Annotated in this window: 23 protein-coding genes, 1 tRNA gene and 1 pseudogene; 15 read left to right on the forward strand and 10 right to left on the reverse strand. The window is 71.2% G+C overall.

Annotation, left to right across the window (positions count from 1 at the left end; genetic code table 11):
* The first annotated feature begins 4 nt into the window (after positions 1–4).
* Positions 5–1684 carry an HVO_2922 family protein gene (locus tag C472_RS06400; protein WP_006628993.1) on the forward strand — a complete coding sequence of 560 codons (1680 nt, stop codon included), beginning with the start codon at positions 5–7 and terminating at the stop codon, positions 1682–1684.
* Positions 1685–1724: 40 nt separating this feature from the next.
* On the opposite strand, the gene C472_RS06405 is transcribed toward C472_RS06400, so the two are convergent.
* The 6 genes from C472_RS06405 to C472_RS06430 all read right to left on the reverse strand — a co-directional run bounded on the left by C472_RS06405 (position 1725) and on the right by C472_RS06430 (position 6784).
* Positions 1725–2048 (reverse strand): glutaredoxin family protein, encoded by a 324-nt coding sequence (locus tag C472_RS06405; protein WP_006628994.1) that lies wholly within the window; start codon positions 2046–2048, stop codon positions 1725–1727.
* Complete coding sequence (locus tag C472_RS06410) at positions 2045–2437, reverse strand: DUF7126 family protein (RefSeq protein ID WP_006628995.1); 393 nt, start codon at positions 2435–2437, stop codon at positions 2045–2047. Before C472_RS06410 ends, C472_RS06405 begins: the two co-directional genes overlap by 4 nt.
* Complete coding sequence (gene guaA / locus C472_RS06415; protein WP_006628996.1) at positions 2437–3354, reverse strand: glutamine-hydrolyzing GMP synthase; 918 nt, start codon at positions 3352–3354, stop codon at positions 2437–2439. The genes C472_RS06410 and guaA overlap by 1 nt, the downstream gene beginning before the upstream one ends.
* Positions 3355–5010: a CTP synthase gene (locus C472_RS06420; RefSeq protein ID WP_006628997.1), complete on the reverse strand. Its 1656-nt coding sequence runs from the start codon at positions 5008–5010 to the stop codon at positions 3355–3357.
* Positions 5011–5605: 595 nt separating this feature from the next.
* Positions 5606–5689 (reverse strand) — tRNA-Leu (locus tag C472_RS06425).
* 30 nt (positions 5690–5719) lie between these two features.
* A complete protein-coding gene (locus C472_RS06430) occupies positions 5720–6784 on the reverse strand; it encodes a PAS domain-containing sensor histidine kinase (protein WP_006628998.1) in 1065 nt (354 codons plus the stop codon).
* Between the two features lie 126 nt (positions 6785–6910).
* Here C472_RS06430 and C472_RS06435 point away from each other — a divergent pair, with 126 nt between their 5' ends.
* Both C472_RS06435 and C472_RS06440 read left to right on the forward strand, forming a co-directional pair.
* Positions 6911–7468: a DUF309 domain-containing protein gene (locus C472_RS06435; RefSeq protein ID WP_006628999.1), complete on the forward strand. Its 558-nt coding sequence runs from the start codon at positions 6911–6913 to the stop codon at positions 7466–7468.
* Between the two features lie 75 nt (positions 7469–7543).
* The gene (locus C472_RS06440; protein ID WP_006629000.1) at positions 7544–8347 is read left to right on the forward strand and encodes a succinylglutamate desuccinylase/aspartoacylase domain-containing protein; all 804 of its coding nucleotides are present in this window, start codon (positions 7544–7546) and stop codon (positions 8345–8347) included.
* Between the two features lie 36 nt (positions 8348–8383).
* Here C472_RS06440 and C472_RS06445 read toward each other — a convergent pair whose 3' ends face one another.
* Complete coding sequence (locus C472_RS06445; RefSeq protein WP_006629001.1) at positions 8384–8764, reverse strand: cupin domain-containing protein; 381 nt, start codon at positions 8762–8764, stop codon at positions 8384–8386.
* 109 nt (positions 8765–8873) lie between these two features.
* On the opposite strand from C472_RS06445, the gene C472_RS06450 reads away from it, so the two are divergent.
* From C472_RS06450 to C472_RS06460, 3 genes are all read left to right on the forward strand, one after another.
* A complete protein-coding gene (locus tag C472_RS06450) occupies positions 8874–10073 on the forward strand; it encodes a CBS domain-containing protein (RefSeq protein ID WP_006629002.1) in 1200 nt (399 codons plus the stop codon).
* Between the two features lie 130 nt (positions 10074–10203).
* Complete coding sequence (locus C472_RS06455) at positions 10204–12258, forward strand: DUF460 domain-containing protein (protein ID WP_006629003.1); 2055 nt, start codon at positions 10204–10206, stop codon at positions 12256–12258.
* Positions 12259–12353: 95 nt separating this feature from the next.
* Entirely contained in the window at positions 12354–13340 is a 987-nt protein-coding gene (locus C472_RS06460) for a tyrosine--tRNA ligase (RefSeq protein ID WP_006629004.1), read from the forward strand.
* Between the two features lie 6 nt (positions 13341–13346).
* Here C472_RS06460 and C472_RS06465 read toward each other — a convergent pair whose 3' ends face one another.
* Complete coding sequence (locus C472_RS06465; RefSeq protein ID WP_006629005.1) at positions 13347–14111, reverse strand: endonuclease NucS domain-containing protein; 765 nt, start codon at positions 14109–14111, stop codon at positions 13347–13349.
* A 588-nt stretch (positions 14112–14699) separates the two neighbouring features.
* Positions 14700–17042, reverse strand: coding sequence for a DEAD/DEAH box helicase (locus C472_RS06470; RefSeq protein WP_006629006.1), 2343 nt, complete (start codon positions 17040–17042; stop codon positions 14700–14702).
* A 202-nt stretch (positions 17043–17244) separates the two neighbouring features.
* Between C472_RS06470 and C472_RS06475 the strand changes: the two genes are divergently transcribed.
* From C472_RS06475 to C472_RS06510, 8 genes are all read left to right on the forward strand, one after another.
* The gene (locus C472_RS06475) at positions 17245–17607 is read left to right on the forward strand and encodes a TRAM domain-containing protein (protein ID WP_006629007.1); all 363 of its coding nucleotides are present in this window, start codon (positions 17245–17247) and stop codon (positions 17605–17607) included.
* Between the two features lie 103 nt (positions 17608–17710).
* Positions 17711–21748, forward strand: a complete 4038-nt coding sequence (locus C472_RS06480; RefSeq protein ID WP_006629008.1) for an LAGLIDADG family homing endonuclease — start codon at positions 17711–17713, stop codon at positions 21746–21748.
* Positions 21749–22042 (forward strand): DUF7854 family protein, encoded by a 294-nt coding sequence (locus C472_RS06485; RefSeq protein ID WP_006629009.1) that lies wholly within the window; start codon positions 21749–21751, stop codon positions 22040–22042.
* A 105-nt stretch (positions 22043–22147) separates the two neighbouring features.
* A complete protein-coding gene (locus C472_RS06490) occupies positions 22148–22486 on the forward strand; it encodes a DUF7855 family protein (protein ID WP_006629010.1) in 339 nt (112 codons plus the stop codon).
* Entirely contained in the window at positions 22483–23385 is a 903-nt protein-coding gene (locus C472_RS06495) for a DUF7856 family protein (protein ID WP_006629011.1), read from the forward strand. Before C472_RS06490 ends, C472_RS06495 begins: the two co-directional genes overlap by 4 nt.
* 24 nt (positions 23386–23409) lie before the next feature.
* On the forward strand, positions 23410–24186 hold the full coding sequence (locus C472_RS06500) for a DUF7857 domain-containing protein (RefSeq protein ID WP_006629012.1): 777 nt from the start codon (positions 23410–23412) through the stop codon (positions 24184–24186).
* Positions 24183–24833, forward strand: a complete 651-nt coding sequence (locus C472_RS06505) for a nucleotide-binding protein (protein WP_006629013.1) — start codon at positions 24183–24185, stop codon at positions 24831–24833. The genes C472_RS06500 and C472_RS06505 overlap by 4 nt, the downstream gene beginning before the upstream one ends.
* A gap of 89 nt (positions 24834–24922) precedes the next feature.
* A complete protein-coding gene (locus tag C472_RS06510) occupies positions 24923–25585 on the forward strand; it encodes a hypothetical protein (RefSeq protein ID WP_006629014.1) in 663 nt (220 codons plus the stop codon).
* Between the two features lie 39 nt (positions 25586–25624).
* On the opposite strand, the gene C472_RS06515 is transcribed toward C472_RS06510, so the two are convergent.
* A complete protein-coding gene (locus tag C472_RS06515) occupies positions 25625–25930 on the reverse strand; it encodes a HalOD1 output domain-containing protein (protein WP_049906385.1) in 306 nt (101 codons plus the stop codon).
* A 122-nt stretch (positions 25931–26052) separates the two neighbouring features.
* Here C472_RS06515 and C472_RS06520 point away from each other — a divergent pair.
* Positions 26053–26534 (forward strand): annotated as a pseudogene (locus tag C472_RS06520) (phenylalanine--tRNA ligase subunit alpha); the annotation flags it as partial.

Genomic DNA, 26534 nt, shown 5'->3' on the forward strand with positions numbered 1-26534 from the left:
CGGCATGGCAACTGATAGCGAATCGAACGGCGGCGGACTGTACGAGCGACGGATCGGGACGCCGACCACGAACGACGAGGTGAACGGCTACTGGCTGTTCGGGTTCGGGGTGTTGCTCGGGCTGGCCGGGGTCGCGGTGTTCCTCCTCACCGAGTCGGCGACGACGACGCGCGGGATCGGGTACGCGCTGGCGGCGCTGGCACCGGTGTTCGTGATGCTCGGGGCCGTGATCCGGTTCCCGCTCCGGCGGGCCGGGACCTACCTCGGCTACCTCGGCACGGCGGTGAGCGTCGTCGGCGTCGTCTGGTTCGTCAACATCTTCCCGGACGGGTGGTTCACCGCGTCCGGCGACGCGACCGTGATCGGGCTGTACGGCCTCGGACTGTTGCTCATCGGGCTGGCCGGGACGGTCGTCCCGCTGCTCTCGGACCCCGTCTACGAGGACTACGACCGGATGCGCGCCGAGAGCGCGAGCGCGGCCGCCGAGCGCGACGAGGCGAACGCGGAACTGGAGACGGCGCGGGCGGAACTCGACGCGACAGAGTCCGAACTCGACGCGACAGAGTCCGAACTCGACGCGACCGCCGCCGAGCTGTCCGAGACCGAGTCGGCGCTGGAGTCGGCGCGCGCCGAGACCGCGGCCCTCCGCGAGAGCAAGGCCCGGTTCGAGCTGTTCGAGGACGCGAGCGGGAAGCCGCGCTGGCGGCTCCGCCACCGCAACGGCAACGTGATCGCCGCGTCCGGGCAGGGGTACAGCAGCCGCGGGAAGGCCCAGCAGGGGCTCCACAGCGTGCGGCGGAACGCGCTCGGCGCGGGCCTCCTCCGGATCGAGACGCCGGTCGCGGAGGCCGAGGCGGTGGCCGACGACGACGGACCCGAGCCGGAGGACGCCGCGGAGCCGGACGTGGCCATCCCGGACGAGGACGCCGCGCCGGAGAGCCAGGCGACCTTCGAGCTGTACGCCGACAGCGCCGACGAGTGGCGCTTCCGGCTCCGCCACGACAACGGCGAGATCGTCGGCGACTCCGGCGAGGGGTACGCCTCCAAGTCGAACGCGAAGCGCGCGCTCTCGAAGCTGCGCGACCACGTCGCGGCCGCGGACTACCTCCGGATCGACCCCGCGGCGTTCGAGGTGTACGAGGACAGGGGCGGGAGCTGGCGCTGGCGGCTCGTCCACGAGAACGGGAACGTCCTCGCCGACTCCGGCGAGGGGTACGCCTCCCGGCAGAAGGCCCAGCAGGGGCTCGACAGCGTCAGGTCGAACGCGGGCGGCGCGGGCCTCGCGTTCCCCGACAGCGACGACGAGGGGCGGGCGGGCGGCGACGAGAGCAAGGCGACGTTCGAAGCCTACGAGGACAAGGGCGGCAAGTGGCGCTGGCGGCTCGTCCACGACAACGGGAACATCATCGCGGACTCCGGCGAGGGGTACGCCTCGAAGTCGAACGCGACGGACGCGGTCGAGCGCGTGAGCGAGTACGCGCCGGACGCGAGCGCGCTGGCCGCCGGCAGCGCGGCCTTCGAGATCTACGAGGACGCCGGCGAGGAGTGGCGCTGGCGGCTCCGCCACCGCAACGGGAACATCCTCGCCGACTCCGGCGAGGGGTACGCCTCCCGGTCGAACGCGGTCGAGGCCGTGACGCGGGTGAAGGCGAACGCCCCCGGCGCGGAGACGGTCGAGAAGTAGCGGAGCGGTCGCGATCGGTCGCGGTTCGACTTTTCCGGGGTCAGGTTGCCGCCAGTAGCTTCAGGCGCAGGTCCCGCTCGTCGACCTCGTACTTGAACGCCGGGTGGCCGTCGACCAGCACGTACGGGACGCGTTCGCCGTACTCCTCGGCCAGTTCGGGGTCGGTGTCCACGTCGACCTCGTCGAGGTCGACCGCGACGCCGTCGAGGGCGGCCGCGACCGACTCGATCGTCTCGCGAGCGACGACGCACAGCGAGCAGTCCTCCCGGGTGTAGAGGGTGACCGGAACGGTCGCCTCCGCGTCGCCGTCCGGGTCCGGGTCAGCGCTCGCGTCCGGGTCGTCGACTGCGCCGTCCCCGGTCACGGCTCCGACTCGTCGTCCGGTTCCGCGCCGACCGACTCCGCGTCGTCCGCGTCGTCGTCCGCGAGCAGCTCCTCGGCCACCGTCCCGGGCCCCAGCAGGTCGGGGTCGACCGCGAGGTCGGCGACGGTCGCGACGAACTCCGGCAGCGACCGGCTCGCGTACGTCACGATCCGGACGTCGGGGTTCAGCTCCTTCGCGACCGGGATCCCCGTCGCCTCCTCGACGTCCGTGAGGACGAACAGGTCGGCGTCGGCGATTCCGGCGGCGTCGAGCTTCGCCCTCGTGACGAGGCCGTCGATCCGGGTGATCTCGACGCCGAGCGCCGCGAGCTCCTCGCCGAGGCCGCGCTCGTCCGGACCGGCGACGACGGCGGTTGTCCGGTCCGCCATCACTCGTACTCGATCGTCGCGGGCGGCTTGTGGGTCACGTCGTAGACGACGCGCGCCACGTTCTCGTTCTCGCCGGTGATCCGGCTCTGGATCCGCTGGAGCGTGCTCCAGTCCAGCTCCTGTGCCCGGGCGGTCATCCCGTCGCGGCTCTCGACGGAGCGCACGGCGACCACCCAGCCGTGGACGCGGTTGTCGCCCTTGACGCCCGTCGCCTTCCCGAGGACCGCGGCGAACGCCTGCCACGGGTCGTACTCCTCGAGCTCCTCCTCGACGACGTGGGTCGCCTCGCGGGCGACCGCGGCCTTCTCCGGCGTCACCTCGCCGACGATCCGGACGGCGAGCCCGGGCCCGGGGAACGGCATCCGCTCGGAGATGATCGCTTCGAGGCCGAGCGCGCGGGCGACCTCGCGGACCTCGTCCTTGTAGAGGTCGCGCACCGGCTCGACGATCCCCTCGAAGTCGACGACCTCGGGGAGCCCGCCGACGTTGTGGTGCGACTTGATGTTCCCCTCGGACTCGATGCGGTCGGGGTAGATCGTCCCCTGAACGAGGTAGTCGGCGTCGACGTCGCGGGCGACCGTCTCGAACTCGTCGATGAACCCCTCGCCGATGACGTGGCGCTTCTCCTCCGGATCGGTGACGCCTTCGAGGCGGTCGAAGAACCGGTCCTGCGCCTCGATCACCCGCAGCGACTCCATGAAGTCGAAGGTGTCTCGGATCTCCTCCGTCTCCCCTTTCCGCATCAGCCCCGTGTCGACGTAGACGGGGGTGAGCTGGTCGCCGACCGCCTCGTACGCGAGCGTCGCCGCGACCGAGGAGTCGACCCCGCCGGAGAGGGCGATCACGGCGTTCGCGTCGCCGATCGCCTCCCGGATCTCCGCTTTCGCGTCCTCGATGAATTCCTCCGTCTCGACCATCTATAGCCTCACGTCCGCGTTCCGCTCGGTTGTGTCCGTCGATTCCAGCGCCGCCTCGACGAGGGAGACGAACGGGGGGCTCGCGCGGTCCGGGCGCGACCGGAACTCGGGGTGCGCCTGCGTCCCGAAGAAGAACGGGTGGTCGGGCCGCTCTAAGATCTCCATCCGGTTGTCCGCGCGGCCGGAGAAGACGAGTCCGTCCGCCTCTAAGGCGTCGATGTACTCGGGGTTCACCTCGTAGCGGTGGCGGTGGCGTTCGGTACAGGAGTCGGCGTCGTACACCCGCGCCGCGAGCGTGTCCGGTTCGATGTCGGTCTCGTGTGCGCCGAGCCGCATCGTCCCGCCCATGTCCTCCGTCTCGTACTGGTCGGGGAGGAGGTCGATGACGGGGTGGGGCGTGTCCGGGTCGATCTCGGCGGAGTGAGCGCCCTCCAGCCCGAGGACGTTGCGCGCGTGTTCGACGACCGCCATCTGGAAGCCCAAGCAGAGCCCGAGGAAGGGGACGCCGTTCTCGCGGGCGTACCGGATCGCCTCGATCTTCCCGTCCGTGCCGCGGGAACCGAACCCGCCGGGGACGACGACGGCGTCGGCCGCGGCGAGGCGCTCCTCGTGGCGGTCGGTCGTCTCGTCGGCGTCGACCCACAGCACGTTCACCTCCGTCTCCGTCTGGATCCCGGCGTGTTTCAGCGCCTCGTGGATCGACATGTACGCGTCTTCGAGGGCGTACTTGCCGACGAGCGCCACGTCGATCGCCTCGTCGCGGTCGCGAGTGACCAGGTCCCGCCACTCGGTCGACCGGTCCTCCTTCGGGAGGGCCTCCTCTTCGAGGCCGAGCCGCTGCATCACGTGCTCGTCTAACCCCTCGTCTTCGACCATCAGCGGGACGTGGTAGATGTCCTCGACGTCGGGGTTCGAGAAGACGGCGTCCGTCGGCACGTCACAGAACAGGGCGATCTTCTCTTTCGTCTCGGGGTCCAGCCGGTCCTCGGAGCGGCCGACGAGGACGTCGGGCTGGAGGCCGATCGACCGCAGTTCCTTCACGGAGTGCTGGGTGGGCTTGGTCTTCTGCTCGCCGTTCTTCGAGTAGGGGACGAGCGTGACGTGGGTGAAGAGGATGTCCTCGTCGTCCTCCTCGTGGGCGAATTGGCGCAGCGCTTCGAGGAACGGCATCGACTCGATGTCGCCGACCGTCCCGCCGATCTCGACGAGACAGACGTCAGACCCCTCGGCGGCCTCGCGGATGCGGCGCTTGATGTCGTCGGTGACGTGCGGGATGATCTGGACGGTCTTGCCGAGGTAGTCGCCGGCGCGCTCGCGCTCGATGACGTGCTCGTACGTCTTCCCCGTGGTGACGTTGTGGTCGAACGTCATGTCGGTGCCGAGGAAGCGCTCGTAGTTGCCCAAGTCGAGGTCGACCTCGCCGCCGTCCTTGAGGACGTACACCTCGCCGTGCTCGTACGGGTTCATCGTCCCGGCGTCGACGTTGAGGTACGGGTCCACCTTGACGGCGGTCACGTCGAAGCCCGCGTTGGCGAGGAGTCGCCCGGTGCTGGCGGCGGTGATGCCCTTGCCCAGCCCGGACATCACTCCGCCCGTGACGAACACGAACTTCCGACCCAGCGAGGGGTCGTACCCCGTGTCGGGATCTGCTGGCATATCGACCGTCCGTCAGGGGGCGGCAAAACCGTTTCGGACCCTCCGTTTCCGGTGGACGTTCGTGTTGATTCGGGACGCGCGGGGATCGTCGTGGAGGAGTGTGTCGTGTCCGCGGCGGTTCCTCCGGTCCTATCGGCCAGCTATTCATAAGCCGCCGCACCCGAATTCGGGAGAAACGCCGCCAAAGACCCGGCCGACCGCGGTACGACGTTTCCTTTTATAAACAGCCGATCGGCACGAACACTCCCGAAGCCCCAGTCGCGAGACGGGCGCACGCTCGCTGCGGTCCTCAGTCGCTCACTGCGTTCACTCCTTGCGGTCCTTGCTTCGCCTGCGCCCGTCTCGCGACTGCCCCTTCGAGTCCGCCCCGCCCCGCCCCGCACGGCACCGCACCTCACGCCTCCCCAACCTCGTCGCGGCCGCTTTTAAGCGGCCGCGACTCCCTCGCGCGGCGCTCCGTCGCGGTCGCCGAGGGCGACCGCTCGCAGGCACGCGCCACCGGGGATCCGTTTATAAATAGCCGCCGCTGGTCGCGTTCGAGTGAAGTTTTGCGAGGGAAGAACGCTCCGAGAGCGCCCTTCCGCACTGTCGCCAGTGCGAGGGGAGGGATTTGAACCCACGGACCTCTACAGGAGCGGAGCTTGAATCCGCCGCCGTTTCCGGGCTTGGCTACCCTCGCACGCGACTCGTCGTTCAACGGCGTCGGTCTTTATTTCGTCGGTTCCGCGCCGACCAGCGTCGCGCGGAAACCGCCGGTCGCCGACTCGTCGACCTCCAGCGTCCAGCCGTGAGCGGCCGCGACGCGCTCGACGATGGCGAGTCCGATCCCCGTGCCGCCGCCGTGGGAGACGCCGAACTCGGTCAGGGCCTCGCGGTCGTCGTCCGGGAGTCCCGGCCCGTCGTCGGCGACGTACAGCCCGCGGTCGTCGACGCCGATCCGGACGGTGGGGGCGTCGCCGGCGTGGTCGAAGGCGTTGCCGATCAGGTTCCCGACGGCGCGCCGGAGCAGCGTCGGGTCGCCCGCGACCGGCCCCGGGTCCTCGACGACGACCTCCGCGTCGGCCGGCCGATCGCCGAAGTCGCCCGAATCCAAGCAGTCGGCCGCGAGGTCGTCGAGGTCGACGGCGGCCGCCTCGGTCTCGATGGCGTCCGGGTCGCGGGCCATCACGAGCGCCTCGCCGATCATCGACTCGATCCGGTCGAGCGCCTCCCCNCCCCCCCCCCCCCCCCCCCCCCCCCCCAGCCGCTCCGTGCCGCCCGTCTCGCGTGCGAGTTCGACGTAGCCGCGGGCGACCGACAGCGGGTTCCGCAGGTCGTGTGAAAGGAACCCGGCGAGGCGTTCGAGCCGCTCGTTGAGCCGCTCCAACTCGCGTTCGCGTTCGACCCGCTCGGTGACGTCGCGGATGACGCCGACCGCGCCGACGACCTCGCCGCCGCGCTCGATCGGCGTCAGCCGCGTCTCCGTGGTCACCTCGCTGCCGTCCCCGAGCGTCGTCGTGAGTTGGACCCGCTCGTCGTCGGCCTCGCCCGAGAGGACGCGGGCGACCGCCGCCCGGTAGCGGTCGCCCGTCTCCGCGCTCCAGTACCCCTCCTCGACGAGCCGCTCCGGGTGTCTGTCGTGGAGGACCGCCTCGTCGAACTCGGTCACCTCGCGGAGGCGGTCGTTGACGAAGACGCGATTTCGGTCGGCGTCGAGGACGTACGCCCCGTCGCCGAGCGCGTTCACGATCGACTCGGCGTGGTCGATCGGCGTCGATTCCGGGGCGGACTTCATGCGATCGCTACGGGCCGAGCGGTCAAGTGTCTCTCGGGTAGCGGCAACCGACGGCCGCGCCAGCGGGACGAACCGACGACCGCCGCCGCGAAACGGTTAGGTCGCTCCCGCGCGAACGCCGCGCACATGGACGAGCACACCCGCGATCCGGGCGTCGCCCCGCCGCTCGGGGACCCGACCGGGTGGCACGCGGGCGGCGAGTTCGACGGCGGGGCGGACGCGTCGCAGGGGTCCGGAGAATCGCCCGACTCACGGGTGGTCGGCGGCTACTGGGAGCACGCGACGCTCCGCCGCGCCACCGAACACGGCGTCCGGCTGTTCAACGACGGTGCCTACCACGAGAGCCACGACAGCTTCGAGGACGAGTGGTACAACTACGGGCGCGGCACCGCCGAGAGCGCCTTCCTCCACGGAATGGTCCAGGTCGCCGCCGGCGCGCACAAGCGCGTCGACTTCGAGAGCGACGCCGGGATGCGGTCGCTGTTCGAGACCGCGCTCCAGTACCTCGACGGCGTCCCGGGCGACTTCTACGGCGTCGACGTCGACGACGTACGCGAGACGCTCCGGGCCGCGCTCGACGATCCCGCCGCGATCGACGGGTGGCAGATCCGCCTCGACGACGCGCGGCCGCCGGCGTACCCCGCGGACTACGAGTACGCGGAGCGAGTCGACGAGACGCACTGAGGGGGCGAGCGGCGGGTGTGCGTCGGTCCGCCCGCGATCCGAACGCCACTTACCCGCCGCGCGCCTGTGAGTGGTATGGAAGTCCACGATCTGGGCGACGGGGAGCCGGAGGTCGCCGTCGTCGGCGCGATCCACGGCGACGAGCCCTGCGGCGCTCGCGCCGTCGAGCGCCTGCTCGACGCCGACATCGACCCCGAGCGCCCCGTCCGGCTGATCGTCGCCAACGAGGCGGCGCTGTCGGCCGGCGAGCGCTACCTCGACGCCGACCTCAACCGGGCGTTCCCCGGGAACCCAGACGCGGAGGCCCACGAGGTGCGGCTCGCGGCCGCCCTGCTCGACGCGCTGGGGGGGTGTACGACCCTCGCGGTCCACTCCACCCAGTCGTACGCGGAGCCGTTCGCGGTCATCGACTCGATGGACGAGGTGACCCGCGCCGTCGCGCCCCACCTGCCGGTCGACGCCGTGATCCAGACCGACGCGTTCACCGAGGGACGGCTCATCGAACACCCGCACACCCTCGAAGTGGAGGCCGGCCTCCAGGGCACCGAGCGCGCCGCCGACAACGCCTACTGGCTCGCCCGCGCGTTCCTCGCCGCGACCGGGGCCATCTCCGCGCCCGGTGCCGACGACGTGTTGGACGCCGGCGGGCGCGAGGACGTCTCGGTGTTCCGGCTCCGCGACCGGATCCCGAAGCCCGCCGCCGACAGCTACGAGGTGTTCGCGCGCAACTTCGAGCGCGTCGAGTCCGGCGAGCGGTTCGCGGCCGCCGACGGCGAACCCCTCCTCGCCGACGAGCCGTTCTACCCCGTGCTGCTGTCGCCGAACGGCTACCGCGACCAGTTCGGCTACGTCGCCGACCGCGTCGGGACGCTGGAGTAACTCCGGTCAGGCGGGGTCACGGCGGCTCCCGAGCGCCTACTCGACGAGTTCGATCGCGTCGTCGCCGTTGGGGACGACGCAGAGGAACGCGCCGGCCTCGTCCCCCTCGTTCCGGTACCAGTGTTCGACGCCGGCGGGGATCAGGAGGGCGTCGCCGGGCGAGACCGTTCGCTCCTCGTCGCCGACGCCGACGACGTACTCGCCGGCGAGGACGTACTGCTCGTGTTCGACCGCGTTGGTGTGGCGCGGGACGGCCGCGCCCGGGTCGAGTTCGAACCGCCGCATGGCGAAGTTCGGGGCCCCGTCCGACTCGTCGAGGAGGACCGCCTTCGAGAGGCCGTCGGCGGCGTCGACGGGTTCGAACGCGACGTCGTCGCCGCGTTTCACGACCGGATCAGATTCGGTTGCGTCGCTCATGGCGTCCGTGACGGCCGCCTCGCACTTAACCGACCGGCAGGGGTCCGCGAGGTGACTGATCGCCGGGTGAACCCCGTTACTTAACCGATCACCGGCCGAACCCGCTGGCATGCGTGGAATCAAGATCGGGAGCGCGTTCGGGATTCCGATCAGGCTCAACTGGACGTTTCTGTTCGTCTTACCGCTGTTCGCGTACCTCATCGGGCAGCAGGTCGGAACGATCGTCGAGGTGATGAACGAGGCCGCGGGACTCGGGGTCGACGCGGCCGTGCTCGCGTCGGGGCCCGCGCCGTGGTTCCTCGGGCTGGCGGCCGCCATCGGGCTGTTCGTCGGGGTGCTGCTCCACGAGTTCGGCCACTCGCTGGTCGCGATGCGCTACGGGTACGAGATCGAGTCGATCACCCTCTGGCTGCTCGGCGGCCTCGCCAGCTTCGAGGAGTTCCCCGAGGACTGGAAACACGAGTTCTGGATCGCGATCGCCGGCCCGCTGGTCAGCGTCGGAGTCGGGATCGCCTGTTACGCGGTCGTCTTCGCCCTGCCCGCCGGGGCGGGGGCCTCCGTCGGGGTGAACGCCGCGCTCTTCGTCTTCGGCTACCTCGCGCTCTTGAACGTCGTCCTCGCCGTGTTCAACATGCTCCCCGCGTTCCCGATGGACGGGGGGCGCGTCCTCCGGGCGCTCCTCGCGCGGAACCAGCCGCACGCGCAGGCGACCCAGCGGGCCGCCTCCGTGGGAAAGGTGTTCGCGTTCCTGATGGGGATCTTTGGCCTGTTCACGGGGCAACTGCTGCTCATCGTCCTCGCCTTCTTCGTCTACATCGCCGCCTCCGGCGAGGCCCAACAGACGACGCTGAAGGCCGCCTTCGAGGACGTGACGGTCGGCGACGTGATGACCCCCCGCGAGGATCTCCACACGGTGAGCGGGGACGCCTCGGTCGCGGAGCTGATGAGCCGGATGTTCGAGGAACGGCACACGGGCTACCCCGTCATCGACGGCGACGAACTCGTCGGGATGGTCACCCTCGAAGACGCGCGGTCGATCCGCGAGGTCGAGCGCGACGCCTACCGCGTCGACGACGTGATGGCGACCGACGTCGTCGCCGCGGCCCCCGAGGCCGACGCGCTGACCGCGCTCCAGACCATGCAGGAACACGGCGTCGGGCGACTGCCCGTCGTCGACGGCGACGGCGAGCTCGTCGGCCTCATCTCGCGGTCCGACCTGATGACCGCGTTCAACATCATCCAGACCGGCGGGACGCCGCGGGTCATCGGCGGTCGCCGAGGGGTCGAGGAAGACACCGGCGTGTTCTGACCGCTCGGCCGCTCGACGCCGGCCCGTCTACTCCCCCGCTCGACGCCGGCCCGTCTACTCCCCCGCTCGACGCCGGCCGGCCACGTCACCCGGCGTGGGGTATATACGCCGCAACGACCTATCTCGGTACGTGACAACCCGGACCATCCGCGCCCGCGACCGGCCGGTGTTCGGCGTCGACGTCCACAGCGGCGACGTCCGCGGCGACAGTCCCTCCTACGCCCTCGTCATCTTAGACCCCGTCGACGAGGACGACCCGGACGCGCCCGACGCCGACGGGCCGATGGCCCGGGTCACCCGCGACGTCGTCTCCTTCCGGAAGCTCTGCCGGCTGATCGACGACCGCGAGCCCCTCTACGTCGCCACCGACAACGCCTACGAGCTGGCGGCGGACAAAAACGAGCTGGTGGGGTTCCTCCGGTCGCTGCCGGACGGCACCCGACTGGTTCAGGTGACCGGCGCGGAGCGTCCGGAGCCGCTCTCGCGGGTCGCCTCCCGACACGGGATCCCCTACGGCAAGGAGCCGATGAAGGAGGCGGAGGCGTCGGCCCGGCTCGCGGCCGCCAACGTCGGCCACGAGGTGACCGCGTTCACCGACGAGACGACGGTGAAGGTGTCCCGGGGGCGCTCCACCGGGAAGGGCGGGTGGAGTCAGGACCGCTACACCCGGCGGATCCACGGCAACGTCCGGAAGCGGACGCGGCAGGTCCAGTCGAAGCTGAAGGAGGCGAACCTCTCGTTCGAGCGCGACGTGACCGAGAAGTACGGCGGCTACGCGAACGCGACGTTCACCGTCGAGGCCCGTCCGGAGGAGATCCCGGTCTCGAACTCGCGCGCCGGCGACGTGCGCGTCGAGGTCGAGCGCGAGCGCCGCGACGGCATCGAGTACGAGCCGCTGGTGAAGCGGCGCGACCGCGTCATCGTCGGGATCGACCCCGGCACCACCACCGCGGCCGCGGTCGTCGGCCTCGACGGCACCGTCCACGCGCTGTACTCCTCGCGGACCGGCGACACCGCCGAGGTGACCGAGTGGATCGTCGAGCAGGGGCGACCGATCATCGTCGCCGCCGACGTGGAGCCGATGCCGGAGACGGTCGAGAAGTTCCGGCGGTCGTTCGACGCGGCGGGCTGGCGGCCCACCACGGACCTCCCGGTCGACGAGAAGCTCCACCGCACCCGCGAGGCGAGCTACGACAACGACCACGAGCGGGACGCGCTGGCCGCCGCGCTGTACGCGTACGACGACCACGAGGACCAGTTCGAGCGGATCGCGGCGAAGACCCCGCCGCGGCTCGACCGCGGGGCGGTGATCGCCGGCGTCGTCGCCGGCGGCTCCTCGGTCGAGGCCGTCATCGAGGACCTGAGCGAGGACGACGGTGGCGACGGCGGCGGGAGCGGCGACGGCGACGACGAGACCGACCCCACGGAGCCGGAGCGCAGCGAGGAGGAGGAGACGATCCGGCGGCTCCGCGAGCGCGTCGACCGGCTGGAGTCGCACGCCGAGTCGCTGGAGGACGACCTCGACGAGCGCGACGACCGGATCGCGGAGCTGGAGTCCGAGCTGGAGGAGGCGAAGCGCGAGGAGCGCATCGAGGCGCGGACGCGGCGGGCGGTCTCGCGGCTGGAGCGCGAGACGGACCGGTTGGAGCGCGAGCGCGACGAGGCGCAGGAGCGCGTCGCGGACCTCGAACGGAAGGTGGAGACGCTGAAGGAGCTGTGGCGGCTCGACCACTCGAACTTCGGCGACGTGGCCGAGGGGCAGGGGCTGGTGAGCGTGAAGGTCGTCGAGCAGTTCACGCTCGACGCGCTCGACGCCGCCGACGAGGCGTACGGGCTCGTCGCGGGCGACGTGGTCTACCTCCGGGACGCGTCCGGGGCGGGCCGGCGGACCGCGGAGTGGCTCGCCGAGGCGGAGCCGCGGGCCGTGATCCGCGGCGAGGGGAACCTCTCGGACGTGGCCGACGAGGTGCTGTTCGAGCGGGCGATACCCGTCGTGCCGGCCGACGCGGTGCCCGTCCGAGAGGTGGACGAGCTGGCGGTCGCGAGCGAGGACGACCTCGCCGCCGCCGTCGACGACTGGGAGGAGCGCGCCGAGGAGCGCCGGCGCGACGAGAAGGCCGAGCGGATCGACCGTATCATCTCCGAACACCGCGCGGGGCGGACGCTCCCGGAGACTGAGGAGTAGCCGCCCCGCCGAACCGACGCCGTCGCGCTCGGGCCGCGTGGGCCGGCACAACACGCTTCCAGAAGTCATATGTCCGGGAACGCACACTCGCAGGTATGGACGCTCACGAGCTGATCACCCGGAACGCGGCCGAGGTGGTCACCGAGGCGGAGATCGAGGCGCTGGCCGACGACCCCGAGGGCAAGCGGGCGTACGTCGGCTACGAGCCCTCGGGCGTGCTCCACATCGGTCACATGCTCACCGCGAACAAGCTCATCGACCTCCAGGAGGCGGGCTTCGAGGTGACGGTTCTTCTGGCCGACGTCCACGCCTACCTCAACGACAAGGGCTCGTTCGAGGAGATCCGGCACACCGCCGAGCGGATGCGCGACCAGTTCATCGCGTACGGGCTCGACGAGTCGAACACGCAGTTCGTCCTCGGCTCCGACTTCCAGCTCGACGACGACTACACCCTCGACCTCCACGCGCTCGAGTTGGAGACGACGCTCGCGCGGGCGGAGCGAGCGATGGCCGAGATCAGCTCGGGCGACTCGGTGAAGGTGTCGCAGGCCGTCTACCCGCTGATGCAGGCGCTCGACATCCCGTACCTCGGCGTCGACCTCGCGGTCGGCGGGATGGAGCAGCGCAAGGTCCACATGCTCGCGCGCGACGTGCTCCCGAGCATCGACCGCGAGCCGCCGACGAGCCTCCACACCCCGCTCATCGCCGACCTCGGAACCGGCCGCGGGAAGATGTCTTCCAGCGAGGGGGTCACCATCTCGATGGAGGACTCCCGCGGGGACATCGAGTCGAAGGTGAACGACGCCTACTGCCCGCCGACGGCCGACCCCGAGCCGACCGAGGACGGCGTCGAGCGCGAGAACCCCGTCCTCCAGGTGTTCGAGTACCACGTGTTCCCGCGGTTCGACTCGGTCGTCGTCGAGCGCCCGGAGGAGTACGGCGGGGACTTAGAGTACGACGGCTACGACGACTTGGAGGCGGACTTGGAGTCCGGCGAGCTCCACCCCGCGGACGCGAAGGGCGCGCTCGCGGAGTACCTCGACCGGCTCATCGCGCCGGGCCGCGAACAGCTCGCGGAGTAACCCGACTCACTCGGCGTCTGCGCTTTTCCTCGCCGCGTGGCCCTCGATCTTACAGCTTCCGTCCAGACAGCTCCGCCCGGCGGCCGTCTCGAAGACGGGGAGCCCGCAGTCGCACTCGTCGACGACGACGCCGGCCGGGAACGAGAACGTGGTCTCGCAGTCGTCGCGCTCGCAGGCGAGGTAGACGCGGCCGGGCGCGTACCGGACGGCGAGGTCGCCGTCGCAGTCCGGGCAGGGCCACGCGCGGTCGAAGCGGTCGCTGACGGCCTCTTCGAGGGGGTCGCAGGCGGGGTCGAGACAGAGGTGGAACGGCTCGCCGCGCTCGACGCGCACCTTCGGCAGGCCGCAGTCGTCGCAGGTCGCGTCCGTGACGCTCGCGCCGGCCGGGAGTCCCCACCGCATCTCGCAGTCGAGACAGGCCACGTCGCCGCGCGAGCGCACGAGCGGCCCGCCGTCGTCGGGACAGGTCCCGACCGGCACGCCCGCCTCGGTGACGGGGAGCGCCCGGCTCGCGGTCGCCTCCCGGGCGACCACGCGGAGTTCCCGGGAGCCGTCGCGGGCGGTGACGGTGAACCCGTCGCCGTCGCCCTCGACGACGACGCTCTCGGGGCGGGTGAGCCACGCGACCGGCTGGTAGCCGTCGGCGTCGTGGACGAGCGTGGTGTCGTCGGGCTTTATCAGTATCACGACGCGGCCGCGGTGAGTGCGGGTCCGGTCGCCGCGGTCGGTCACGTCGCAGTCGCCGGCCAGCACGCGGAGTCGTTGCGGCATGGGAGGGGTGGTCGCGGAATCGGGGTTAAGCGGTCGGATCGGGGGTTTATACGGGATGTGGGGCGGGGAAACGTCGGATGACCCCGGGATCGTCGTTCCGATCGCTCGACCGTACGTAGCCGTTTATACATCACCGACCGGCACGAACACCTCCGAAGCCCCGGCCGCGAGGCCCTACGTCGCTGGTTTTCCTTATAAATCACCGAGCGACACAAACACCGCCGAAGCCCCAGCCGCTCGGCCCTACGTTACTGGCTTTACCTATAAACCACCGAGCGACACGACTACCGCCGAAGCCCCAGCCGCGAGGCGGGCGCACGCTCGCTGCGCTCCTCACTCGGTCGCGTCGCTCCCTCGTTGCGGTGCTTACGTCGCCTCTGCCCGCCTCGCGACTGCCCCTTCGAGTCCCGCCCCCGCACCGCAACCGCACCTCGCGCCTCCCCAGCCTCGTCGGCCGCCGTCGCTTCGCTCCGGCGGCCGACTCCCTCGCGCGACGCTCCTCGCGCCCTTAAGAGGGCGCTCGGAGGCACGCGCCACCGCGTTCGATTTATAAGGGACATCCACTCTCACCTCGGGGAGACGTCCGTCCTACTCAACTCGAACCGTCCGCGTCGCCGTGACGGGCAACAGCGGGAGATCGGGGAAGACGACCTCGACGACGAACTCCAGTTCGTCGGCGTCAGGGGGGCCGAACACGCCGACCGGGACCGTCGTCTCGCCGTCGAGGTAGGTCGTCGTCGCGGTCATCTCCACGTCGTTGACGGTGACGCGGATCCCCGTGCGAGCGCTCCCCGAAACGGTCGAAACCGCGACCTCGCACATCTCGTTTTCGCCGACTGCGATGGCGTCCGGGAAGTCGCCCCAGTCGACGTCGATCCGGGGACAGTCGCGGGCCGCGTCGACGATCCGCTCGGCGACGGAGTCGCTCAGGCCGGCCCCGGCGAGCGCCTCCGGACCGGCGTCGACGACGTCGGCGGGGGAGGTGAGCCCGGCGTCCGCGAGGCGCTCGGCGCGGCCGGAGCCGACCCCCTCGACCGCGGTGAGCGCGACCGCCTCGCGGGAGACGCCGTGTTCGACGCGCGCCTCGACGCGGCGGGCGAGGTTGGCGGCGCGGGGGCCGGCGAAGCGGTCGAGGAACTCCGCGAGCGCGGCGAGCAGGCGGAGCGCGTTCTGCCGGATCACCCACGCGTCCGAGCGCAGGTCCGAGGGGATCGAGTCGGCCATCCCGGCGAGCAGGATGGCGAACACCTTGCGGTGGCCGTCTTCGAGGTCGGTGTCGCGGCCGTCGAGGATCCGGTCGACCGCGTCCGCCTCGGCCGAGCGCGCCGACACCGAGTCGAACTCGCCGGCGGACGCGACGGTCTCCAACACCGCGTCGGCCGTCAGCGTCTCGCGGTCGGCGAGCCGCCGGAAGCGGCGGGCGGTGTCGAGTCGGAGGTAGTACTTCGAGGCGAGCCGTCCCAGCCCCGTCGGCTCGATGGCGAGGGCGTCGTCGGCCGCGACGAACCCGTCGTCGACGAGCGATTCGAGCGTGTCGCGCACTCGGTCGCGGAGCGTGGAGAACTCGTACGCTTCCGGCTGCGACTGCGCGCGGACGTAGTAGAAGGTCGTCTCCAGCCACGCCATCACGTCCTCCAACCCGCGGATCGTCCCCATCGCGATCTCGGCGTTGAGGTGCGACTCGAGGTCGGCGGCGAGCCGCGACTCGATCGCCTTGCCCTCGCGCAGCAGTTTCCGATACTTGTCCGCGTCGCCGCGGTCGCAGACCACCCAGCCGTACCCCACGTCGTCGTACTCCGGGCGGCCGGCGCGCCCGAGCATCTGGAGCACGTCGAGCGGCGAGATGTCGGTCTCGCCCTCCAGCGGGTCGTGGTACTTCGTGTCGCGGATGACGACGCAGCGCGCGGGGAGGTTCACCCCCCACGCGAGCGTCGACGTCGAGAAGAGGAACTTGATCTTCCCCTGCTTGAACCACTCCTCGACGCGGTCGCGGTCGTCCTTCCCGAGGCCCGCGTGGTGGAAGCCGACGCCGTCGGTGACCGACTGTCGGAGCGTGTCGTTCGTCAGTTCCTTCGCCTCGTTGTGGAAGTCGTAGTCGTCCCGCGAGTCGATCGGGATGTCCCGTTCCGTGATCTCGTCTCGGGCTTTCTTCGCCGCCTGAACCGTGTCCTGCCGCGAGGAGACGAACACGAGCGCCTGCCCGTCCTCGCGGACGTGCGGCTCGGCCAGGTCGAGCGCGCGGTAGAGCCGGCGGTACTTGTCGGCGAACGCGTTCGAGCCGTGCGAGTAGGTCTTCACGCCGGTCTCCAGATCGACCGGGCGGTACTCGTCGCCGAAGGCGTAGGTCGTCTCCGCGGGCGCGTCGAGCCACTCGGCGACGTCGTCGATGTTCGGCATCGTCGCCGAGAGCGCGACGACGCGGGGGTCCTGAAGCCGGCGGAGCCGCGAGACGGTGACTTCGAGCACCGCGCCGCGCTTCTCCGAGTCGAGCAGGTGGACCTCGTCGATGACGACGCAGTCCACGTCGGTGATGAAGGAGTAGCGCGCGGAGTCGTGTTTCCGGGTCGCGCTGTCGGCCTTCTCGGGGGTCGTCACCAGCACGTCCGCGCGCTCGGCGCGGCGCGGGTTCAGGTCGCGCTCGCCGGAGACGACGTACACGGAGTAGCCCAGCTCCTCGAACCGCTCCCACTCGCTCTCCTTCTCGTTGGTGAGCGCGCGCAGCGGCGCGACGAAGAGGGCGGTGCCGCCCTCCGAGAGGGTCCTACAGATGGCGAGTTCGGCGAGCGCCGTCTTCCCGGAGGCCGTCGGGGCCGACGCGACCACGTTGTGGTCGGTCTCCCAGATGCCCGGCAGCGCCTCGCGTTGCATCCGGTTGAACTCCTCGAAGCCGAAGGCGTCGGCGAACTCCGGCACCGCGTCCGCGACCTTCACGGCACACCACACCCGTGCGCGAGTCGTCGGGAACCGCGGCTGTGTCGCATCGGATCGAGAGGGGGGCTTCGAGGGCAAAGGCGTTTCTCATGCGAGCGCGACGAACGGATCCGGTCGCGGGAGCGCGGGCACGTCCGGGTCGCCCGGCCGACCGCCGTCGCGGACCCACATCGTTTAGGCGACCGCGGTCGACCGCACGGGTATGATCCCCTCGTCGCCGCTCGTGCTCGGTGTCGCGGTCGCGGTCGCGCTGCTCGCGCTGTTCGTGCTCGCCCGCCGGCTCAGCGGCCCGTCCGCCGAGGCGCGCGAATCGAAACGGGCTCACGAGGCCGCCCAGAAGCGCGACGCCCCCGTCGAGACCGGCGAGACGTACGAGTTCGGCGTGACGGAACTGACCGACCACCACTCCGGCTCGGAGGTCGCCGTCGGGAAGGTCGAGGGGTTCGTCGTGTTCACCGAGGACATCCCCGGCGGACTCGAACCCGGCGACGTGATCCGAGCGAAGGTGCTCTCGTTCAACGAGGGCCGCACCTCCGCGGACGCGACGTTCGTCGGACGGGGGTAGTCGGGGCGACCGGCCGCCGCGCCCGCGCTCCGCCCGCGCTTCGACCGACCACGTCCGCTCCGAACCGGAGGTTGATACGTGATGGTGACGAAGTGGTGTCGCAATGGCACAGGCCTCCACCCAAGACCTCACGGAGCGGTTCATCCAGTTCTATCGGAACTACTACCGCGAGGAGATCGGACAGCTCGCGCAGCGGTACCCCAACGAGCAGCGCTCGCTGTACCTCTCCTACGACGATCTCTTTCAGTTCGACCGCGACCTCGCCGAGGACTTCCTGAACAAACCCGAACAGATGCGCGAGTACGCCGAGGAGGCGCTGCGGCTCTACGACCTCCCCGCCGACGTCAGCCTCGGCCGCGCGCACGTCCGGATCGAGGACCTGCCCGAGAGCGTCGACATCCGAGGGATCCGGGTCCACGACGACCATATCGGCAAGCTCGTCTCCGTTCAGGGCATCGTCCGCAAGGCGACCGACGTGCGCCCGAAGGTGACCGAGGCCGCCTTCGAGTGCCAGCGCTGCGGGACGATGACGTACATCCCGCAGAGCGACGGCGGCTTCCAGGAACCCCACGAGTGTCAGGGCTGTGAGCGACAGGGCCCGTTCCGCGTCAACTTCGACCAGTCCGAGTTCGTCGACTCCCAGAAGCTCCGCATTCAGGAGTCGCCCGAGGGCCTGCGCGGCGGCGAGACGCCCCAGTCGCTCGACGTGGACATCGTCGACGACATCACCGGCGAGGTGAGCCCCGGCGACCACGTCACCTGCGTCGGCGTCCTCCACATCGAGCAGGTCGAGCAGGGCAACGAGAAGTCCGCCATCTTCGATCTGTACATGGACGGCGTCTCCATCGCCATCGAGGACGAGGAGTTCGAAGACATGGACATCACCGAGGCGGACAAACGCGACATCATCGAGCTCTCCGAGCGCGACGACATCTACGAGGCGATGGTCGGCTCCATCGCGCCGGCGATCTACGGCTACGAGGAGGAGAAGCTCGCGATGATCCTGCAGCTGTTCTCCGGCGTCACCAAACACCTCCCCGACGGCTCGCGGATCCGCGGCGATCTCCATATGCTGCTTATCGGCGATCCCGGAACTGGCAAGAGCCAGATGATCAGTTATGTCGAGAACATTGCTCCGAGATCAGTGTATACCTCAGGAAAGGGGTCATCCGCAGCAGGCCTCACCGCCGCAGCTGTAAGAGACGACTTTGGCGACGGTCAGCAGTGGTCGCTCGAAGCCGGCGCGCTCGTCCTCGCAGACAAGGGGATTGCGGCGGTAGACGAGCTGGACAAGATGGACTGCGTCACGGGCGACACGCTGGTCACACTCTCCGACGGGCGCGTGGAGCGTATCGACGAACTGGCGCGGGAGGCCGCCGAAGACGGCGAGATCGAGGAGCTCTCGAACGGCCGCCGGGTTCGCGACGTCGACCTCGCTGTCTGGTCGATGGACGAGGACGGGCGGCTGGTCGAACGCCCCGTCTCCGCCGTCCACGAGTACGACGCCCCCTCGGAGCTGACCCGCGTGACGATGGAGACGGGCGAGTCGCTCCGCTCGACGGCCGACCACCCGTTCTTCGTGCTCGACGACGGCGAGCGAGTCGAACGCGAGGCGGCCGCGCTCGACGAGGGCGACTGGGTGTACGTCCCGCGCGAGGTTCCGACCGCGGCCGCCGACGGCGGGGGAGCGGTCGCAGCGACCGGTACCGAGACCGAACTCCTCGGCGGCGACGAGGACGTCGGCGCCGAGATGGCGACCGTACTCGGCTACCTCTCCGGCGACGGCAACGTCTGCTACGACCGCGACGAGGGCGTCTACGGCGTTCGGTTCACCAACGCCGACGGCGAGCTGTTGGACGACTTCGAGCGAGCGGCGCGGGAGGCGTTCGACGCGGAGCCGACGCGGCCGCCGAGCGAGAGCCGAGACGACGGCGTGGAAACCGTCCGCGTCCACGGGAAGGAACACGCCGACGCCGTCCTCGACGCGGGGATGAATCTCGGCCGGTACGACGAGAAGTGCTTCCCGGCCGCGGTGTCGACGGGAGGCCGCGCGGCGAAGGCCGCGTTCGTTCGCGCGCTGGCCGACAGCGAGGGCCACGTTGACGAGTCCGCGGGCAACGTCCGAGTGGCCTCCGCGAGCCGAGACCTCCTGCGAGGCACGCGGAACCTCCTCTTACAGTTCGGCGTGTCAAGCCAGGTACAGCGCCGTACTCGGGACGGCGGTCGAGACGTGTACTACCTCACGGTGACGGACGCGGCGTCGCTGGCGGCGTTCCGGCGGTCCGTCGGATTCACCGCCTCCCGGAAGGCCGCGGCCCTCGATCGCGTCGTCGAGTCCGCGGACGGCGATCGCACGATCCTCGACGTGGTCCCGGAGATCGACGAGACGCTCGCGCGGTGTCGCGACGCTCTCCGGCTCCACCAGAGCGAGTGCGGGATCGACGCCGTCACGTATCACGACTTCGAGAACGGCGCGGCGAACGCGTCGCTCCACCGCGCAGAGCGGATCCTCGCCGCCTTCGAGGAGCGAGTCGAGACGGCGAGCGAAGACCGTCACCGACTCGACGGCGAGCCCGCGTGGGAGACGCTCGCCGAACTGCGGCACCGGTACCACGTTTCACAGTCCGAACTCGCCGAGGGGACGGCGCTGTCACAGCAGCAGATCTCCCGCGCGTGGGGCGAGGAAGCCGGCGTTCGACGAACTGTGACGGAGCGGCTTCGCGATATCGTCGAGGGCGTGGCCGAGAGCGACCTCGAAGACCTTCGCGAGTTCGTCCGCGGGGACGTGAAGTGGCGGCGGGTGGAGTCGGTCGAGACGGTGCCGCCGGAGTCGACCGAACACCGCGGTGAGGTACTCCGGCAGCGTCTCGCGGACCTCATTGGGGGACCGGTGGAGACGGCCGAGGAGCGTGCTCGTGAACTGCTCGATCGGGGTCCGATCGGCGAAACGCGGGCGGAGCTGTCGGCCGCGCTCGACGCGTACGGCGTCAGTCAGGCCGACGTCGCGTCGTCGCTCGACGTGACGCAGGCGACCGTCTCCCGCTGGCTCTCCGGTGCCGTCGAGACCGATCGGCTCGGCGACCTCCGGGAGGCGGTCGCAGCGGAACTGAAGTCCGTCGAGGACGAACTGCGGTCGCTTCTGGCCCGGATCGACGACGGCCGACGGCCGAAAGTGTACGACCTGACCGTCGAGGGCACCCACAACTTCGTCGCGAACGGGCTGGTGACCCACAACTCCTCGGACCGCTCCGCGATGCACGAGGGGCTCGAACAGCAGAAGATCTCCGTCTCGAAGGCGGGAATCAACGCCACCCTCAAGGCCCGCTGCTCGCTGCTCGGCGCGGCGAACCCGAAGTACGGCCGGTTCGACCAGTACGAGCCGATCGGAGAGCAGATCGACTTAGAGCCCGCGCTCATCTCCCGGTTCGACCTCATCTTCACGGTGACGGACAGTCCGGACGCGGAACACGACTCTCGGCTGGCGCAACACATCATCAAGACGAACTACGCGGGCGAACTCAACACCCAGCGGGCGGAGGTCCCGTCCTCGGAGTTCACCGCAGAGGAAGTCGACGCCGTCACCCAAGAGGTGGCCCCCGAGATCGACGCGGAGCTCCTCCGGAAGTACGTCGCGCACGCGAAACGGTCCTGTTACCCGACGATGACGGACGAGGCGAAGGATATCATCGAGGAGTTCTACGTCGACCTCCGCTCGAAGGGGGCCGACGAGGACGCGCCGGTTCCGGTGACCGCCCGGAAACTGGAGGCGATGGTGCGGCTCTCGGAGGCGAGCGCGCGGGTCCGGCTCTCGGACACGGTCGAGCGCGAGGACGCGGACCGCGCGACCGACATCGTCGAGTCGTGTCTCAAGGACATCGGCGTCGACCCGGAGACGGGCCAGTTCGACGCCGACGTGGTCGAGACGGGCACCTCGAAGAGCCAGCGCGACCGTATCAAGAACATCAAGGGGCTCATCGCCGACATCGAGGAGGAGTACCAGGAGGGCGCGCCCGTCGACGAGGTGCTCGACCGCGCCGGCGAGATCGGGATGGACCCGGGGAAGGCGGAACAGGAGATCGAGAAACTCCGGACGAAGGGCGAGGTGTACGAGCCGAAGCAGGGGCACCTGCGGACGACGTAGATGGACCGGATCTCCGCGATACGGAACGTCGAGGACGCGCTCCGCGAGTTCGAGGACGGCGACGCCGACCTCGCGGCCACGGAGCGGCGCGTCGCGGCCGTGCTCCGGACGTACGCCACCGAGTTCGACGGCGACGGCGACGTGTTCCGCGCGGTCGGTGACGAGCCGGTCGACGGGACCGTGGTCGTCGCGCCCTCCGAGCCGGCCGCGCGCGAGCGCGTCCTCGCGGCGAGCGGCGTCGACGACGGGCCGGGCGAGGCCGATCGCCCGGCGTTCGACCTCGAGCGCTTTTGACCGTCGGATCGCGGCTTCGATCGCCCGACGACGCCGGGATCGCTGAACGCGACTGAAACGTTCCGGTCCGGAACAGATAAATTCCGAAATCGACCAGCGGCGGCCGTGCTGTTGGTCGTAACCTACTCGGCGGCCGCCCGAACCGGTCTCCGGAACCTGTGCCGCCGCCACGAGTCGGTCGTCGCCCGGCGGTTCGGGCGGGCCGCGCTGTTCGACGAGACGGTGTACGCTGCGTTCCTCGCGCTGCGGCTGCGGGAGTCGCACGGCGGGGACGTCCAGATCGAGCGCACCGAGCCGTTCAACGAGTTCGTCGCCCTCGACGAGCCGGTGCGGGAGGCCGCCGCGGCCTACGCGGACCGGAGCGCGAAGTCGACGCCGTACGCCGCCTTCGCCGCGGGGACGGACCATCCGGATCCGGACGCGATGCGGGGTCGGGAGCTGTGACCGGAGCGAGGTCGACGCCGTCGGCGTCCGGCCGCGGGGACGAGAGAGACGGGGGAGACGTGGGAGACGGAGAAGACGAGGGGGACAGAGAAGACGAGGGGGACGGACCCGCCGGAGCGGACGAGAAAGACGGGACCGCCCCGGTCGAGGAGCGTCCGGAACCGAGCGCGGTGATCGGGCGGATCCCCACCGACGCAGGGCTCCGACGACAGCTCGCGGCGGCGGCGCGGTCGCGGGGGCGGACCGCGTCCGTGGCGGCCGAGATCAGCGAGATCGAGTCGGAACTCGCCGCGATCGAGATCGAGCCGGTGGACCTGACCGCGGCGCGGCGACGGGTCGCGGAGACGACGGGCGAGATCGAGCGGCTGAAAGAACGGGTCGCGGCGCTCCGCGGCGACGCCCGAGCGCGCCGCGCGGTGGACGCCGACGCAGACGCGGCGCTCGACGACTTGGAGACCGCGGCGGCCGAGCTGTCGGCCGCGCAGACCGAGGCGATCGCCGCCGAACAGGCCCTCGAACGCGCCCGAGCCGAGGCCGCCCGGAACCGCGATGAGCGCCGGCGACGGCTCCGGCTCCGCGACCGGCTCCGGAACCGCCGGTGCGCCGCCCGTCGCGAACTCGCCGAGGCGGTGTACCCGGAGTTCCGGCGGGCGCTCGCGGTCGTTCCGGGCGGCGATCCGAACACGGCCGGCTCGGGACCGGAGGCGTACGACGGCGATCCGGTCGCGGCGTCGCTCGCGGCGGTCAGGGTCGCGGCGCTCGACTCCCCGGTGGAACTGCGCGGCGAGGCGGCGCGGGCGGTCGAGGCGGCGGATCGGAGCGCGAGGTCGCTGCTCCGGACCGCGCGCGTTCGCGTGGGGGAGGCCGCCGGCGGGGCGTCGGACCGCCCCGACGTTTAAGAACGATTCCGCGGGATCCGGCGCATGGAACTGGACTGGTCCGTCGAGCGCGAGGGCGGTGCGTCGCTCGTCGGCTTCCGGGTGCGGAACGACGGGGCGGTCCCGCGACGGGTCCGGATCGAGAGCCGACTGGACGCCCCCGTCCTCTCGCCGCGGCGGGGCGGCGTGGCGGCGGCCGGGTGGGACGCGGCGGGGGTGACCGCGGTGATCGGGCCGGGCGACGAGGAGGCGTTCGGCTTCGCCGCGCTCGCGGAGCGGGCCGAGCCGCCGGTCGAGGTCGTCGACGTCGAGTCCGCGGACGCGTCCGGAACGGTCGAGGGTGCGGCCGACGGGGAGGACGATTCAGCCGTGCGGGCGGCGCTGCGGGACCTCGACGACCACCGGCCGCCGCGGCGGGCGGTCGACGGAGCCGACGAGAGCGGAGGAGAACCGGGTGACCTCGACCGCGACGCCGAGGGCGTCGAATCGACGGACGAGGAGCGGTCAGACCGATCATCGGCGGCGGGGGACACGACGCCCGGCGAGACGGGGCCTGCCGAGGTGGAGCTCGCGGCGGGCGACGCGTTGTTCGCGGCCGCGGAGGCCCGGATCGAGCTGGCGGAGCGGCTGACCGACGCCGACCTCGCAACGGCGACAGAGGCCGTCGAGGAGGCCGGCGGTCTCGACGCGGTCGAGGACCTCGACGAGCGCGTCGCGGCCGACGTTGAGCGCCTGCGGGCGATCCGCGACCGGGCCGCGGCGCTGGCGGAACGGGCCGAGGCGAGCGACGTTCCGGTGGCGGCCCTGGAGGCGCTCGCGTGATCCTCGCGGTGGCGGGCGGAAAGGGCGGAGTGGGCAAGACGACGCTCGCGTACAACGTCGCCGCCGGACTCGACGGGGTCGTCGTCGACGCGGACCTCGGGATGGCAGACCTCCCGGACGGTCGCGGGCCGGACCTCCACGACGTGCTCGCCGGGGCGGCGGATCCGGTCGAGACGGTCCGGAGCGGGCCGGTCGACATCGTCCCGTGCGGGCGGACGCTGGCCGGCGCGCGGGCGGCCGACCTGAGCCGCCTGAGCGAGGCGGTCGCCGCGGTCGAGCGGGAGTTCGGGACGGCCGTCCTCGACTGCCCCGCGGGGCGGCGCGCGGACGCCGGGGTGCCGCTGGCGGTCGCGGACGCCTGCCTGCTCGTCGTCTCCTCGCGGGCGTTCGCGCTGGCGGACGCGATCCGGACTCGGGAACTCGCACGCGAACTCGACGCCGGGCTGGTCGGCTGCGCGGTCAACCGGGTTACCGAACCGCCACCGGTGGGACCGATCGGCGACGCGCTCGGCGCACCGGTCGAAGTGGTCCCGGCCGACCCGCGCGTCGGGCGGTCGGTGGAAGCCGAGCGCCCGGTCGTCGCCGCCGCCCCCGACAGCGAGGCCGCAGCGGCGATCCGGGCGCTCGCGCGGCGCGTCCCGAAGTGAGCGGGGACGGGCGTGCGGCCGCGGTGGCGGCCTCCAAACGCATCGCGACACCGGGCCCTTTTACTGCGACCGTCCCGTCCGCGAGAGCGATGATCAGGGTCGCGCTCGTTCTCGGCGTCGGGGCCGTCGCCGCGCTCGCGGTCGCCGTCGGACCGCTGTACGCCGCCGACCGCTACCGGGACCTCCGGGAGCCGACGGACGCGGAGCGCGCCCAGATCGGGGCGCTGGCGGAGCCGGGCAGACTCGATGTCGACCGGATCGCGATCGAGGCCGCGGGTAACACCCCCGGTCCCGCGGAGGTCGCCGTCCGCGGGCCGCCCCGGCGGCGGGTGCTGTTCCTCACCGAAGACGTGCTGACGGACCTCGACGAGGACGTCGCGGTCGGGCTGCTCGCGGCGGAGGCCGGACGGGTGGCGACGTACTACGCCGAGTTCCGCGCCGTCGCGGTCGGGGGCGTGCTGGCGGCGCTGGCGGGAGTGGTGACGGCGCTCGTCCCGTTCGAGTCCGGGTTCGCCGCCCTCGTCGCGGTGGGGCTCGTCTCCTTCTGGGCCGGCCGCCGAGTCCAGTACGCGGCGGACGGCCGCGCGGCGGACGCGGTCGGCGCGGACCGGGTCGCGGACGCCTTCGAGCGCGTCGCGGAGCGCCGCGGTGTCGAGCCGGAGACCGGCGACTGGTCGACGTGGTTCGAGGTCCAGCCGCCGCTCGGCGACCGGATCGCGCGGCTCCGGGAGCGCGCGGCCGACGAGGAGTAGCGGGGCGGAAGCGGTTCGGTCGGTAACGAGTGGAAAAGATTACTCTCGCGAGCGGCGAGCGACGGCGGACTCGGGACCGACGCGGACGTCGTAGCCCGCGACGGTGAGCGAGACGTCGACGTCGGCGTCGGACCGACCGGAGACGATCGCGTTCAGCGCGTCGGGGTCGACGTGTTCGTACAACACCACGCCCTCGTCGGACAGGTCGGCCGGCTCGACGCCGGCGAGGTCGGCGATCGCCTCGACGACGGCGAGGCTGGGACTGGGACCGCCGCTGCCGTGGCGGACGCGGGCCGTTTCGGACATCGAACCGGAGTCGCTCGGTTCGCGCGTTACGCTGCTCATACCCGTACTCTCGCCGAAGCGACACATAAAATGGACGTTCAATTTATCAGAACTGAGTTCGTCGCGGCGGCCCGGTCCCGGAACCGTTACCAACCAGCCGCACGCGTGTAGAGACAACTCGAATGCGACTCACGGAACGACAGCTCGCGGTCCTCGAAGCCGCGAGCGCGACGGACGAACGAACGGTAGCGGAGATCGGCGGGGAGATCGGCCTGAAACCGGAGACGGTCGCGGGCGCGGCCTTCGACCTCGCCGACGAGGGCCTCGTCGAGGTCGCGTCGGTGACCGACGAGACGCTCGAACTCACCGACGAGGGACGGACGTACGTCGACGGGGGGCTGCCCGAGACGCGGCTCTACCGGGCCGGTATCGACGCGGGTGCCGACGCCGACCCGGTCTCGATGGGCGCGGTCATCGGCGAGGCCGACCTGGACGGGCCCGAGGTCGACATCGCGCTCGCGAACTTCGCGCGCAAGGGCTTCGGGAGCGTCGACGGCGGCGAGCTCTCGATCGCCTCGGACGCCGACCCCGACGCCGACCCGGAGGCGGCGGCGCTCGCGGCGCTCGCCGACGCCGGCGAGGCGGGCCTCGACGCGGGCGACCT

Origin of the sequence: Halorubrum tebenquichense DSM 14210 (assembly GCF_000337415.1) — an archaeon.
Lineage (GTDB): Archaea > Halobacteriota > Halobacteria > Halobacteriales > Haloferacaceae > Halorubrum > Halorubrum tebenquichense.